Origin of the sequence: Micromonospora sp. NPDC005171 (assembly GCF_040608575.1) — a bacterium.
GTDB lineage: Bacteria > Actinomycetota > Actinomycetes > Mycobacteriales > Micromonosporaceae > Micromonospora.
Genome location: NZ_JBEXIM010000003.1, coordinates 238,910 through 252,564, shown reverse-complemented (window position 1 = coordinate 252,564; position 13,655 = coordinate 238,910). Strand labels below are relative to the sequence as shown.

Here is a 13,655-nt window from a genome sequence, read left to right as displayed (position 1 = left end):
TCTGGTCAGCCGCTGTGCGCCCGGTCCCGGAAGGTGGTCCGGTAGCTGTGCGGGGTGGCGCCGACCCGGCGGCTGAAGTGGTGGCGCAGCGCGGCGGCGTCGCCGAAGCCGGACTGGTCGGCGACCGCCTCCACGCTCAACGGGGTTTCCTCCAGCAGCCGTCGGGCGAGCAGCACCCGCTGGTTGGTGAGCCAGTCGTGCGGGGTGGTGCCGGTCTCGGCGCGGAACCGGCGGGCGAACGTGCGGGGCGCCATGCCGGCGCGGGCGGCCAACTCCTCCACGGTGATCGTCCGATCCAGGTGACCCATCAGCCACTCCAGCACCGGTTCGAGGGTGGGTGCCTCGGGCGCCTTCGGGATGGGCGCCTCGACGTACTGGGACTGGCCGCCGTCGCGGTGCGGCGGGACCACCATCCGCCGGGCCAGCCGGGTCGCGGTGGCCGAGCCGTGCTCCTGACGGATCAGGTGCAGGCAGGCGTCGATGCCGGCCGCCGTGCCGGCGCTGGTGAGCAGCCGGCCGTCCTGGACGTAGAGCGAGTTGCAGCGCACCCGGGCGCGTGGGTGACGGCGTTGCAGCTCGTCCACGTAGCGCCAGTGGGTCGTGCACTCGCGGTCGTCGAGCAGCCCGGCCTCACCGAGCAGGAAGGCCCCGGAGCAGACGCTGAACAGGTGCGCTCCACGGGCGTCGGCCCGGCGGAGCGCGTCGAGCACCGGGCCGGGGACGGTGGTGCCCTGGCTGTGCGCGGGGATGGCCACCAGGTCGGCCTCGTCGACCGGGCCGAGGTCGGCGTGAGGAGTCAGGTGGAAGCCGGACGAGGTACGCACCGGAGCGCCGTCCGGGCTGCACACCTGGAAGCGGTACGCGGGAAAACCGTCGGCCGTCCGGTCGGTGCCGAACACCTCGGCGAGTACGCCGAGCTCGAAGGGAGCGACCTGGTCGAGGGCGAGGACGGCAACTGACCGCAGCATGTGACGAGGGTAACCCGACAGGTGGCAGTAAATCGATGACCAATGGCATTCCTGCCACTGTCTGGTCGGTTCGAGTGGGCGCAGACTGGTCTCAGTCCGGTGCGCACCGGCGGCGAAACCGACAGCAATCATGCGAAAGCGAGCGCCGCCATGGAGTTCCTGGTCTTCCTCCTGTTCCTCGTCCTGCTCGTCGCCGCCTCGGCGACTGGCCTCACCGTCGACAGCCACGATTCGGCCGACTGGAAGCCCAGCGACGACGGCCGCCGCTGGCGGTCACGCACCAACTGATGTGATTGGCGTTATTTGTGCAGAAAATCCTTGGCGGGACCGCGCCAAAAGGTGCGGCCCCGCCGACGGAGGCCATCCGACGTACGGCAGGCTAGGAGTCATGGCTGACGGCTCCTGGTACGACGCCGACATCGACCACGTGATCATCTCCGAGGCGCAGATCCGCGAGAAGACGGCGGAGCTGGCCAAGCAGGTCTCCGCCGACTACGCCCACGTGGGCGACGGGCTGCTGCTGGTGTGCGTACTCAAGGGCGCGGTGATGTTCATGGCGGACTTCGCCCGGGCGCTGGGCCGCAACGGCCCGCCGGCGGAGCTCGACTTCATGGCGATCTCGTCCTACGGCCAGGGCACCACCTCCTCCGGGGTCGTCCGCATCCTCAAGGACCTGGACCGGGACATCGCCGGTCGGCACGTGGTCGTCGTCGAGGACATCGTCGACTCCGGGCTCACGCTCTCCTGGCTGCTGCGCTACCTCGAGTCGCGTTCGGCGGCGAGCGTCGAGGTGGTCGCCCTGTTCCGCAAGCCGGACGCGGTGAAGGTGCCGGTCCCGGTGAAGTACGTCGGCTTCGACATCCCCACCGAGTTCGTGGTCGGGTACGGCCTCGACTTCGGCGAGCGCTACCGGGAGCTGCCCTATGTCGGGGTGCTCAAGCCCGAGGTCTACGCCCGCTCCTGACGCCGGGCCCGACCCGTCGCGGGGGCCCGCTGGCCGGCATGAGCCCGACTCGCATCGGTATCCATCAAGCCGACGTTCAGCGCGCTCTCAGCTGATGCGGTTACCGTGTAACCCGGTGGCCCGGAGGTAACTCCGCGCTCGACCCCCTCGATCGCGTGACCGGGCGCTCGGGTGGCCGAGCCGGACTCCCCGCCACGCCGGCTTCCACCCGGACTCGCCGTACGTTGGTTGCGGGGCTGGTGGGCCTGCCCACGATGCGTGTCGTCGATGTCGAAGGCGCGCCGAGTGCGGGGGCTCGCAGGCTCACTGCTGGCGTACTCGGTCTTTTGATGGTGCACGACTGCGGGGCTCGCAAGCTCACTCCTCGCGCACACGGTGTACCGTCGAATGACCGCGGCGCGGCAGTTTTCGCGCCCCGGGGTCGAGGCCGGCCCGCACGGCGGCTCCGGCCGCCGCTCAGCGCGGCGACACCATCAGACGGTCAGGACGTCGATCAGGAGGATGCGGGCGCTCCGGCGCTCGACAACAGTATGGAACGTACGCGTTTCTTCCGCCGACCGGTGGTCTGGATCATCCTGGTCATCCTCGGCGCCGTTGTGCTCAGTCAGCTGTTCACCAGTGGTCCCAGCTACCACCGCGTGGACACTTCCGTTGCGCTCGACCAGCTGCACACCGCCAAGATCAACAAGGTGGTCTTCCAGGACAAGGAGCAGACGCTCCAGCTGGACCTGGCCCAGAAGACCAAGTTCGGCAAGACCGAGACCAACAAGATCGAGGCCCAGTTCCCGTACCAGGCTGGCGACCAGATCTGGAACGAGGTGCTGGACGCCAAGGCGGCCAACCGGGTCACCGGCCCGGCCGACGCCAAGGTCTCCTCGGACAGCATCTGGGTGAGCCTGCTGGTCAACCTGCTGCCGATCGCGCTGCTCGTCCTCCTGCTGCTGTTCTTCATGTCGCAGATGCAGGGCGGCGGCTCCCGGGTGCTCAACTTCGGCAAGTCCAAGGCCAAGATGATCACCAAGGACACTCCGAAGACGACCTTCGCGGACGTCGCGGGTGCCGAGGAGGCCGTCGAGGAGCTGTACGAGATCAAGGACTTTCTGCAGAACCCGGCGAAGTACCAGGCCCTGGGCGCCAAGATCCCGAAGGGCGTGCTGCTGTTCGGCCCGCCCGGCACCGGCAAGACCCTGCTGGCCCGCGCGGTCGCCGGCGAGGCCGGCGTGCCCTTCTACTCCATCTCCGGTTCCGACTTCGTGGAGATGTTCGTCGGTGTCGGCGCCAGCCGGGTCCGTGACCTGTTCGAACAGGCCAAGACGAACGCTCCGGCGATCGTCTTCGTCGACGAGATCGACGCCGTCGGCCGGCACCGTGGCGCCGGCATGGGTGGCGGTCACGACGAACGCGAGCAGACGCTCAACCAGCTCCTCGTCGAGATGGACGGCTTCGACACCAAGGGCGGGGTCATCCTGATCGCCGCCACCAACCGGCCGGACATCCTCGACCCGGCGCTGCTGCGCCCGGGCCGGTTCGACAGGCAGATCCCGGTGGACGCCCCCGACATGGAAGGCCGCAAGGCCATCCTGCGGGTGCACGCCAAGGGCAAGCCGTTCACCCCCGACGTCGACCTCGACGCGGTGGCGCGACGCACCCCGGGCTTCAGTGGCGCCGACCTGGCCAACGTGATCAACGAGTCGGCCCTGCTCACCGCCCGCAAGGAGCAGCGTGCGATTTCCAACGACTCGCTGGAAGAGTCGATCGACCGGGTGGTCGCTGGTCCGCAGCGACGCACCCGAGTGATGAGCGACAACGAAAAGAAGATCACCGCGTACCACGAGGGTGGCCACGCGTTGGTCGCCTGGGCGCTGCCGCACGCCGCGCCGGTGCACAAGGTGACGATCCTGTCCCGTGGCCGCTCGCTGGGCCACACCCTGGTGCTCCCGACCGAAGACAAGTACACCCAGACGCGCGCCGAGATGATCGACACCCTGGCGTACGCGCTGGGCGGTCGCGCCGCCGAGGAACTTGTCTTCCACGAGCCCACCACCGGTGCTGGCAACGACATCGAGAAGGCCACCCAACTGGCCCGCGCGATGATCACCCAGTACGGCATGAGCTCGAAGCTCGGCGCGATCAAGTACGGCACCAGCGGGGACGAGCCGTTCCTCGGCCGCAACATGGGCCACGAGCGGGACTACTCGGACTCGGTGGCCGCCGAGATCGACGGCGAGATGCGGGCACTTGTCGAGCTGGCGCACGACGAGGCCTGGGAGATCCTGGTGGAATACCGGGACGTCCTGGACAACATCGTGCTCGAGCTGATGGAGAAGGAAACCCTCTCCACCGCCGACATGGCACGGATCTGCTCCCGGGTGGTCAAGCGCCCGCCGCTGGCGCCGTACAACGGCTTCGGCAAGCGGCAGCCCTCCACCGAGCCGCCCGTGCTCACCCCCGCGGAGAAGGACAAGCTCAAGGCGCAGGCCGAGGCTGACGGCGCGCAGGCGTCGGTCGGCGGCGGCGCGCCGTCGAACAACTCGGACGGCACGCACTGAGCAACGACCCGACGGCCAGCTCCCCACACCGGGAGCTGGCCGTCTCCGCGACCGAACCCGACGGCGACGACGAGCTGGACTATGTGGCCGCGCGGCTGATCAGCGGCAAGCTGACCGGCCGCCCCGTCGAGGATGCGGTGGACCTCGGCCGGATCGAGAAGGCCGTCCGCGAGATCCTGATCGCGGTCGGCGAGGACCCGGACCGCGACGGGCTCCAGCAGACCCCGGCCCGGGTCGCCCGCGCGTACGCCGAACTCTTCGCCGGCCTGCGGGTCGACCCGGGCCAGGTGCTCAGCACCACCTTCGAGGCCAACCACGAAGAGCTGGTCATCGTCCGGGACATCGACGTGATGAGCCTCTGTGAGCACCACCTGCTGCCCTTCCGGGGCAGCGCGCACATCGGCTACATCCCGGGCCCCGACGGGCGGATCACCGGCCTGTCCAAGCTGGCCCGACTCGTCGAGGTCTTCGCCCGTCGGCCGCAGGTGCAGGAACGGCTCACCTCGCAGGTCGCCGACCTGCTGATGAGCAAGCTCGCACCACGCGGCGTCGTGGTCGTGCTCGAATGCGAGCACATGTGCATGGCGATGCGCGGCATCCAGAAATCCGGCGCCAAGACCATCACCTCTGCCGTACGCGGCATCCTGCAGACCGACTCCAAGTCGCGGGCCGAGGCGATGGCGCTGATCATCCCCCGCTGACACCCCGACACATCACGGCCGGCCGACCGCTCCGGGGACGGCCGGCCGTTGCGTTTCCGCAGGTTGTCTGTCAGCCAGCGAGCAGGGCCAACAGCAGGCCGGCCGTGGCCAGCACCGCCGGCACCAGGCACACCAACGCGCCGAAACGCACCGTACGGTCCAGCCTCTCGGTGGGGCTGACCCGGAACAACCGCCCGATGCCGATCCAGCCGGCGACGAACGCGACCGCCGGCATCGGCAGCCCGCAGATCAACGCCGCCACGGTGGCCGGTCCCACCCCCGTCGCCAGCAGAACCGCAACCTGGATCAGTGGCACCAGCAGCGCCAACGGGCCGTACACCAGGAGGTTGCGCGCCCGCGCCGGCCACGACCCGGGCCGGATCCGGCGGCGCGCCGCCAGCGCCGCGTCCGCCGCCTCGGCCCAACCACGCGCGGCCAGCAGCGCCGCCAGCACCGCCGCCGGGCCACCCGCCATCGACCGGGCCGCCTCGGTCAGCTCCGGCGGTGACGGCACCAGGGAGATCGCCGGTACGCCCAACTCACGCAGCCGCTCCTGCTGACTCGCCAGCCCGGTACGGACCACGGTCAACTCCTCCCGGGCGGCCTCCGCCGACCGGGCCTGCTCACCGGCGGCGGCAGCCGCACTACGACGTACCCCATCCAACTGGCGGGCGACCGCAAGGTACTCCACCCAGGCCGTGCCGGGCTCGACCGCCGGCGGCGTGGCCGCCCCGGTCCCCACGGCAGCCCGCTGCCGTCCCGGCCCGGTCACCGTCGCGCTCGGACTCACCTCGACACCCTTCACGCTCGCCACCCGATCAGCCGGCCTCGTCGGCGAACGGGACCAGGACGGTGCCCCGCTCGTCCGGGCCGTCCCAGAGCACCGCCCGGTCGGGGCGCGTCTGCCACTCGACCGGTCGACCGAAAACCGCTGTGAGCTGCGCGACCGGCACGTCCAGCACGGCCACCGCCGCAAGCTTGTCGACGTCGCCCGCCGGCTCGAACAACGCGGCGAACGGCGGCACGGCACGCCACCAGCCCAGCAGATGTCTCCCCGCTGGAGGCCCGTCCCGCAGGAGCGACCGCAACCGGTCCACCGGCAGCTCCCGAGGACCCGGCCGGTCCAGCCCGAAGACCACCAGGTACGTCGGCAGTTCGTCGGCCGTGTCCGCGAGCAGCGTCGGCAGATCCACCAACTCGGCCGGATGCCGGGTCGCCAACTCGGCCGTCAACGCCTCCGCCAGCGCCCGGGAACCCGGGTCCGGTGCCGCCACCAGGAAGCGGGCGCTGCCCGGCGCGTGGTGAGCCGACGTGCTCCGGGCGGCCGTCGCCAACAACCCGCCCGCCGCGGCGTCCGAGCCCAACACCGCGAGGTTGCGCCCGGCCGCCGGCCCCAACGGCACGGCGACCGTCGAACGGGCCACGTCCACCGCACGGCCCAGCAGGGCGGCCGGCCCGTGCGCCTGCCCCGCCAGGGCCGCCCGGTGGCGCGGATCATTGCCCAGCAGCGGCCGGGCGTAACCCGCGAAGACCACCGGCGGCACCGACCCGGCCGGCCGGGCCGCCCACAACTCGTGCCGCAGCCGCTCCACGACCTCCGGATGATCCAGCGGATCCGGGTGACGGATCAACCGTTCATGACCCCGGATCGCACCCCGAGGGCCGCCGAGCCCCCCGGCCGTGTTCACCACCGCGTTGCCCACCGGCAGACCGGCCGCCGAATCGTTCGTCGGCTCCAACACCGGACTGCCACCCGGCAGCGCCACGCGCACCGGAAACTGCCCGAGCACCGAGTCGCGATGACCAGCATCCGCACGGGTGCTCAGCCCCAACTCGCCCGCGCCCGCCAAAACCAGGTGCACGCCGTACGCCCGACCGGCCCGGGCCAGCCCGTCCAGCTGGGCGGCCACCTCGGCGGCCAGCCGGTCCCGCTCGGCGAAGAGCAGCGGCACATTGTCCAACACACAGACGATCCGCGGCAGCGGCTGGTGCTGACGCAACTCAGCGAAGCGCTGCCCCCCGGCCCGGGCACCCGCCTCCGTTCGGCGCTGAACCTCGGCGGTCAACTGGTCCAACAGATCCCGGACGTACTCCCGGTCGGCGGCCATCGCGGCCGCGCGCACCTGCGGAACCCACGACCGGTCCCGTTCGGTCTGCAAAAACTCCACGAAGGACTCGCCGTCGCCGAGATCCGCCAGGTAGAACGCCAGGTCATCCGGGCCGTACCGGGCCGCCAGACCGAGCAGCGCGGTGGTCAGGAACGCCGCGCGGCCAGCTGCGGACCGGCCATTCACCAGCCAGTGCGGGGTCAACTCGGTGAAACCCAGCGGCACCGGCCGGCCTCCGGCATCGCCGACGGTCGTGGTCAACCCGTCGGCGGAATCCGACTCCCACAGTCGCTCGCCCGTCGGCGGCAGCAGAGCACCCAACGCCAACCGGGAACCCGCCTCCACCTGCTCGGCGAGCCGCCGACACACCGCGTCGACCAGCTCGGCCGGTGGATCCGACTCGACGAAGACCGGCGAGTTCAAACCGCCCGGCGGATCGGCGCCCGGCCCGGCGAACGACGCCCCCGGCGGGTCACCCAGCAGCGCGTACGCATTACGCAGCGCCAACGGCGTGGCGTGCGGCAGCGGCGCCCGGGCCGAATACGGGCCGGCGGGAGGCCAACCCGCCACCACCAGGTGCAGCCCAGCGGCCGGCCCCTGCTCGGCCAACGTCTCGATGCGGGCCAGACCGCTCGGACCCGTCGACTCCGGTAGCGCGGCCACCACCAGCAACAACGTCCGATCGTGACGGCGCCGCCCGCTCGCCCCCGGCGCGACCCACTGCTCCGCCTCGGTCAGCACCGCCCGCAGACCCGCCACGTCCACCGCCGGCGGCGGCAACAGACCAGCATCAGCGAGCGCCCCGAACGGCGTCAGCACCGCACCGGTGGCATCCACCGCGCGAACCAACAGGGCACCCGCCGGTGCCGCACCCAACAACCGCAGGAGTACGGCCCGGAGCAACCCGGCCACCCGCGGCTCCCGCGCGTCAGCGTCCACACTGAGGTGACCGGTGCCGACAAGTGGCACCAACGCGGGGAAACGAGCATCGTCCAACGGTGCCGCGGTGCCGACCCGAACGAACTGCGGCGGGCCATCACCCGCCGGCGAGTCCACGGTGAGTGAGTCCAATGCCGCGCCGGCCCAACCCGGAGCCAGTACGGCCGCAGCCGTCCGCAACCGGTCGGCCACCTCGTACTGACGGCGCTGATCGGCCGGAGCCGGCCGCGTCTCGTCCAGGATCCCGGCAGCAGCGGTCGCGACCGCCGCCGCCCGACGATGCAGGGCTGCGGCGCGGTTCGTACGAGCCTTCGGACCGGCCACCGCGTCCACCCCCTCTACCCGAGGTTGGCAACCCCTCCCCAAGCAGAGACGGTATCCCAGCCGAGGGCGCACCTCCGGGAGGTGCCTCGGCGCTGCGCCGGTGTTGTCGTGGATCTCACCGGTGGGGAGGGGTCCGTCACGATCCGCTTGATCTGAGGCATTGGCTCCGGAGCGTCCAGCCGATAACTTCAGGAGGTGGAATCAGTGCAGCCCCCCGCCGGTTCCCAGGTCTCCCGCGTACCGGCCCAGCGGACACCGTCCGAGCAGCTGCCGCCCGCCCCGGCGCCGCCGACACCGCAGCCGCCACGCCGCCGGATGCGGACGGTGCTGACTGTCGTCGCTGGCGTACTCGCCCTGCTCCTCCTCGGCGGGGTCGCAACGGCCTATGTGTGGTACACCCGCGCCTCAACCCCGGACCGCAGCACACCAGACGTCGCGGTGATCAATTACCTTCAGGCGACGCTCGTTTCCCGCGAACCGAACCGAGCGAAGTTGTTTACCTGCGATGGTGCTGTCCCCTCGGTCGATGGGTTTGCTGCGGACGTTGCCGGACGGGAGCAGGAGCTGGGCGTCTCTTTCTCGATCAACATCGAAGACGTCGTCGTTACAGAGACTGTCGGTACCGATGCCACTGTGATCGCTGTCATTCGGCAGAGCGCCGCAATTGACGGCGTTCATCAGAGCTTGGCAGACACGTGGCAGTTCGATTTGAACAACCGGGACGGTTGGCGTGTATGTGCTGGCGCCAGAATTAGTTGACTCTCACTCAATCCACAACAGATGGACTGGCACTTCCAGGGTGGTGGGTGACTGGCCGCGCCAGGCCCAGCGGTACCACTCCACCTCGGGTGTGATTCGCACGCAGATGTCCCCTTCGGCGCCCGAGTAGGTTTCCGTGACGGCTCGAAGGTCACGGTGCTCCAGGCCGCCCTCGACGTGGACCACTCGCCGGCCGGTGACCGCGTCCGCTTCGAAGACCGGTGTGGGGGGCCGGTGTGCCGGGCCGTCCAGCGAGACCAACCGGATGCCGGTGTCCCGGGTGCCGTCCATCCCCGGTCGGCTGCCGACGGTCTCCACCCAGACCCGCTCGACCGGCACCAACGGCGCGAACACCTCGACCTGGTCAGCTTCGGCCCGGTACCACTCGTGCTCGGGGATCACCGGCACGTAGGTCCGGGCGCTCTGCATCACCCGGTCGTCCGCGCGCAGGTCGCCGCGCCAACCCATCCCGGGCAGGCCGACCAGCACCCGTCGCCCGCGTAGCTCGACCCGCTCGGTCGCGGGGACGATTGCCAGCGGTCTCGGTGGTTGCGGTGCCCAGTCGGGCTGGTCGGCGAACGGGTCAGGTAATGGTCCGGTCATACCCGTGGTGGCCTCACTCAGCGGCGCGCAGCGGAGCACCCCGCTCGCGCATGAACGGGACCGGGTTCACCGCGCCGGACGCGTTGCGGTTGTTTTGCAGGTGCACCTCGAAATGCAGATGCGGACCGGAGGAGTTGCCACTGCTGCCGACCTTGCCGATCACCTGACCGGCCGTCACGGTCTGATCCTTCTTGACGAAGGGCTGGACCACCATGTGGCAGTACCGGGTGATGTAGCCACCGGCGTGCAGCAGGTCGACGAACCAGCCGCAGCCCCCCTTGCCCGGGAACCCGTCCACGTTGCAGTCCTGTCGGCCACGGTGGTCCTCGTCGCAGGTCGAAACCAACACCCGACCGGTCGCTGCCGCGCGGATCTCGGTGCCCTTGGCCGCGCCTATGTCGACTCCGTCGTGGCCGGGTCGGCTGGTGGTGCGGAAACCGGAGCCGACTCTGCCGGGGATCGGCGCGGTCCAGCCGGAGGCGGCGATCTGGCCGCGCTCGGCCGCGTTGCACACCGCCTTGCCGTTGATCTCGACGGTGCGGGCCGCGCCCCCGGCCAGCGCGTCCACGATCCGGCTGGCTACCTCTTCGTGTTTGGCGTACGCGTCCGGGTATGCGCTGACCTGCACCCGCTGCGCGACCACTGTCAGCGGTCGGCGTTGCCAGCTCCCAACCTTGACGAGCTTCTCGTAGAACTTGCGCGCCGCGTACGCGGGGTTCAGCCGCTCGGCGACAGTGCCCCACCCCGGCCGCTGCTGGAACAGGCCGAGCGAGTCGTGGTCCGCGCCGACGCCCTCGTGCGGCAGGGCCAGGGACTCGGGTACGCCGCTGTTCGCCAGGTTGCGTAGGGCGGACTCCTGCATCGCGGTGGCGAGGGCGACCACCCAGCCGCGGGAGGGCACGCCCATGTCCTGACCGACCTTGATGATGATCGCGGCATTGCGGATCTGGGTGTCGCCGTACTCGGTGAACCGCGGCAGCTTGCCCGCGATGTTCACCGCGCGGACCGGCCCGCACTCCCTGCCTGCCAAAACATCGCCGTTCTCGGCGTCGCCGCCGAGCCCGGTGAGGAAGAACGCCGCGGTGCCGCCGGTACAGCAGAGCAGGAGCAGCATTCCGGTGAGCACCGCGGCGACCACACCGAGCCGGAGGGGCCCGCGGCGGGTCTTGGCGCCATCAACGTCGTTCATGGCCGCTCCCAGTCCAGAACGTCGACCAGCCAACCATCGTCGGAGGTGACCAGCTCCAACCGGAGCCCGCCAGTATCAAGGGGGAGTAGCAGTTCGACGAACGTCTCGGTCCGCTCTCGCATCGTTGGCGGACCGGTGACCTTCTCGGCGGGCACGCTCTCGGGCTCGGCGCCGGCCAACTTCTCTGTCAGCGCCGGTGTTGAGAGTGGCCGTAGGCCAGCCTGCCACTCTTCGCTGGTCATTCCGGGACGGCCCAGCCAGGCCTTGGCGAAGCGGTCGGCGGTCTGCTCGGGCGTGCGGGCGCCGGGCGACGTGACGGGTGCCGGCGGGGCCGAGCTGTTGAGTAGACCGTCGTTGCCGGCCGTCGGGTCCACTGTGATGATCGGCCCATCCGGGCGGCTACTCAAACCATCCGCTGAATCGGTCGGCGTGGAGATCAGTCGGGCCGCGCCGAGCACGCCGACGACCACCACCCCGATCACCAGCGCAACGCCCAGCCGGGACCGCAGCGCCCGGGTGAAAAGAAATTCCAGCGCCCGTCGCATGACCGTCACCTCGCCTCTGAGCGCACCCGAGGTCCGGTGCGATCCGGTGCCCGCTCCGTGGAGCCCGGGCGGTAGACCACGAACGACGGGTTCTCAGCCGGTACATCCGGCTCGGTCCAGGTCGCCGGCTGTCGGCGTCGGGGCTGCGGGGCGACCGGGCGACTCCGACCTTTGCCCTCCTCCGCCGGCGTCTCGTCGGGCCGTTCTCGACCGTCCGGGCGCGCGGCGTCGGCGCGTCGACCCTCGGCCCCAGCGGTCGGCACCGGGTCCTCGCGCCGCGCCTCCGGACGTAGCCGGGTCTGCGTTGCGTCGGGCGACAGTCGGCGTCCGCCCACCGGCTCGGCGGTGCCGCCTGGCTCGGCCACGTCCAGCCGAGCGGCGGTCCGCATGTCGCGGAAGAACCGGCGGTGCCAGGATCCGGCCGAACTGACCGCTTCGCTGCTGTCCTTGCCGCCGAGTTGGGTGATCCGCCGGTACGGCCGCAGCAGCAGCCATCCGACGACCCCGCAGAGCCAGACCAGCACCACCTGGAGCCAACCCGGCATGGTTGAGGTATTCATGATCAGGTCGACGGCGAACAGGTAGATGGCGGCCCCGGTGCCGAAGATGGCGATGTTGAACAGCGCGGCGACCACCGCGTTCGCCAGCCGCCGCAGACCTGCGCTGGCCGGCCGCAGTAGACCGATGGTGCCCAGGATGGGTGCCGCGATCACCGCCCACCGAAAGATCAGGAAACCCAGCAGGACCAGTAGCGACGCGGTCAGGTCGAACATCGCAAACAGTAGGGCCGCGAGCACGGCGATGAACCCTGCGCCGATCCGGTCCATATCGCGTACACCTTGAAGGTATTCGTACGCCTCTGGATCTTCGGTCTTGATCTGCTGCGCCACCCGGGCCCACTGCTGCTGCTTGGCCTTGATCGTCGCGTCTCGGGCCGCCGAGCTGGCGCGCATCGACTTGGCCTCACCCCACGTCAGAGATTTTGCATCGTAAAGTGCGGGGCCGTATTTGAGCGCGGTCTCGCTCTCTGCTGAACCTAGTACGCCCCGGAGCCAGTTCCGGTAGAGCATTGTCTCGGTAGCGGTGTCGCTGGCTCGGACGGCAGGGGCTCGCAGGTCCTTGCATCGGGCAGGATCGATGCAACGCCCCGGGTCCGGTTCCTTCGCCTGCGGCCCGACGGCGTCATGCACCACTCCGAGGCTGGTGACAAGTGCACCGTCGGCGATGTTCGCTGACTTGACCGGCCAAGCGGCCAGTGCCGTGACCGCGACCATCACCAGCAGTGCCCAGCCCGCGGTGGTCATCGCGTTGCTCATGTCTGACTGGCGGGACCGCCAAAGTAGGTAAAGTCCCACCACGCACAGGGTGACGATGCCGAAGACACTGAACACCTTCTGGTACACGGCCTTGGTCGCCTGCTCGACAAGCGGGTCAGCCCAACCCCACATCGAACCGGGGTCCCAGGCGCGCTCTCTGAGCGCATTTGATGCGCCGATGATCGCCGTGGCGGCCATGAACTCGCCATTGGCGATCGTCGTGGTGAACTTGTAGTCCGGATGGAGCACACTCGAGGCGCAACCACCGACGTCGTAGGTGATGTAGCTATAACCCCCGTAGCCATAAAGGCTGTACCGACCAGTTACTCCATTCGCTGCCTCGGTTGGAGGCGCGGCGGCGAACCAGCCGGCGAGCCCGGAGTCCGGCGTACTCGGTGTCGGTGCGTTGCGGCAACTGACCTGGTCGTCGGCGACCGCTTCCAGCTTCCCCACGCAGGCGCGAAAGTCGGCCTGCCATTCGGGGGTCGTGCAAAGGTCGGCGCGGGCCTGGGCGGGGGCGGGCGGTGCGGCGGCTGCGGCCTCGGCGCCGATCAGCGGCCAGGTGAGGGTGGCCCCGGCCAGTACGCCAAGGGCGAGCAGGAACGACACGGTCCTGGCCCGGACCGCAGGGACTGGGTCACGGGACTCTGCCTCGGCTCGACCGAGAACCCTGACCCAGGCCCTAGCCAT

Annotated in this window: 12 protein-coding genes; 5 read left to right on the top strand and 7 right to left on the bottom strand. The window is 70.2% G+C overall.

Annotated elements, in window-relative coordinates; genetic code table 11:
- Positions 1-5: 5 nt before the first annotated feature.
- Complete coding sequence (locus ABZU74_RS07745) at positions 6-968, bottom strand: helix-turn-helix domain-containing protein (protein WP_203121473.1); 963 nt, start codon at positions 966-968, stop codon at positions 6-8.
- A gap of 99 nt (positions 969-1,067) precedes the next feature.
- Here ABZU74_RS07745 and ABZU74_RS07740 point away from each other — a divergent pair, with 99 nt between their 5' ends.
- From ABZU74_RS07740 to folE, 4 genes are all read left to right on the top strand, one after another.
- Complete coding sequence (locus ABZU74_RS07740; RefSeq protein WP_355419778.1) at positions 1,068-1,256, top strand: hypothetical protein; 189 nt, start codon at positions 1,068-1,070, stop codon at positions 1,254-1,256.
- Between the two features lie 100 nt (positions 1,257-1,356).
- Entirely contained in the window at positions 1,357-1,932 is a 576-nt protein-coding gene (hpt, locus tag ABZU74_RS07735) for a hypoxanthine phosphoribosyltransferase (RefSeq protein WP_030328005.1), read from the top strand.
- A 530-nt stretch (positions 1,933-2,462) separates the two neighbouring features.
- Positions 2,463-4,481 carry an ATP-dependent zinc metalloprotease FtsH gene (gene ftsH, locus ABZU74_RS07730; protein ID WP_355419574.1) on the top strand — a complete coding sequence of 673 codons (2,019 nt, stop codon included), beginning with the start codon at positions 2,463-2,465 and terminating at the stop codon, positions 4,479-4,481.
- A 35-nt stretch (positions 4,482-4,516) separates the two neighbouring features.
- Positions 4,517-5,182 (top strand): GTP cyclohydrolase I FolE, encoded by a 666-nt coding sequence (gene folE, locus ABZU74_RS07725; protein ID WP_355419761.1) that lies wholly within the window; start codon positions 4,517-4,519, stop codon positions 5,180-5,182.
- A 70-nt stretch (positions 5,183-5,252) separates the two neighbouring features.
- Here folE and ABZU74_RS07720 read toward each other — a convergent pair whose 3' ends face one another.
- Together ABZU74_RS07720 and ABZU74_RS07715 are read right to left on the bottom strand one after the other, a co-directional pair.
- Positions 5,253-5,924: a hypothetical protein gene (locus ABZU74_RS07720; protein ID WP_355419759.1), complete on the bottom strand. Its 672-nt coding sequence runs from the start codon at positions 5,922-5,924 to the stop codon at positions 5,253-5,255.
- Between the two features lie 76 nt (positions 5,925-6,000).
- A complete protein-coding gene (locus ABZU74_RS07715) occupies positions 6,001-8,562 on the bottom strand; it encodes an FtsK/SpoIIIE domain-containing protein (RefSeq protein WP_355419572.1) in 2,562 nt (853 codons plus the stop codon).
- Between the two features lie 306 nt (positions 8,563-8,868).
- Between ABZU74_RS07715 and ABZU74_RS07710 the strand changes: the two genes are divergently transcribed.
- Complete coding sequence (locus ABZU74_RS07710; protein WP_355419570.1) at positions 8,869-9,312, top strand: hypothetical protein; 444 nt, start codon at positions 8,869-8,871, stop codon at positions 9,310-9,312.
- 3 nt (positions 9,313-9,315) lie between these two features.
- Here ABZU74_RS07710 and ABZU74_RS07705 read toward each other — a convergent pair whose 3' ends face one another.
- The 4 genes from ABZU74_RS07705 to ABZU74_RS07690 are packed head-to-tail and all read right to left on the bottom strand — an operon-like array spanning position 9,316 to position 13,655.
- Positions 9,316-9,915: a hypothetical protein gene (locus tag ABZU74_RS07705; RefSeq protein WP_355419568.1), complete on the bottom strand. Its 600-nt coding sequence runs from the start codon at positions 9,913-9,915 to the stop codon at positions 9,316-9,318.
- A 13-nt stretch (positions 9,916-9,928) separates the two neighbouring features.
- Positions 9,929-11,104 carry a M23 family metallopeptidase gene (locus tag ABZU74_RS07700; protein ID WP_355419566.1) on the bottom strand — a complete coding sequence of 392 codons (1,176 nt, stop codon included), beginning with the start codon at positions 11,102-11,104 and terminating at the stop codon, positions 9,929-9,931.
- Positions 11,101-11,658, bottom strand: coding sequence for a hypothetical protein (locus ABZU74_RS07695; protein ID WP_355419564.1), 558 nt, complete (start codon positions 11,656-11,658; stop codon positions 11,101-11,103). The genes ABZU74_RS07700 and ABZU74_RS07695 overlap by 4 nt, the downstream gene beginning before the upstream one ends.
- On the bottom strand, positions 11,655-13,655 hold the full coding sequence (locus ABZU74_RS07690; RefSeq protein WP_355419562.1) for an MFS transporter: 2,001 nt from the start codon (positions 13,653-13,655) through the stop codon (positions 11,655-11,657). Before ABZU74_RS07690 ends, ABZU74_RS07695 begins: the two co-directional genes overlap by 4 nt.

Bases quoted from the DNA above. Each gene is read 5' to 3' on its own strand.
- ABZU74_RS07705 (WP_355419568.1), bottom strand. From the start codon at position 9,915: ATGACCGGACCATTACCTGACCCGTTCGCCGACCAGCCCGACTGGGCA.
- ABZU74_RS07710 (WP_355419570.1), top strand. From the start codon at position 8,869: ATGCGGACGGTGCTGACTGTCGTCGCTGGCGTACTCGCCCTGCTCCTC.
- ABZU74_RS07700 (WP_355419566.1), bottom strand. From the start codon at position 11,104: ATGAACGACGTTGATGGCGCCAAGACCCGCCGCGGGCCCCTCCGGCTC.
- ftsH (WP_355419574.1), top strand. From the start codon at position 2,463: ATGGAACGTACGCGTTTCTTCCGCCGACCGGTGGTCTGGATCATCCTG.
- ABZU74_RS07690 (WP_355419562.1), bottom strand. From the start codon at position 13,655: ATGGCTAGGGCCTGGGTCAGGGTTCTCGGTCGAGCCGAGGCAGAGTCC.
- ABZU74_RS07745 (WP_203121473.1), bottom strand. From the start codon at position 968: ATGCTGCGGTCAGTTGCCGTCCTCGCCCTCGACCAGGTCGCTCCCTTC.
- hpt (WP_030328005.1), top strand. From the start codon at position 1,357: ATGGCTGACGGCTCCTGGTACGACGCCGACATCGACCACGTGATCATC.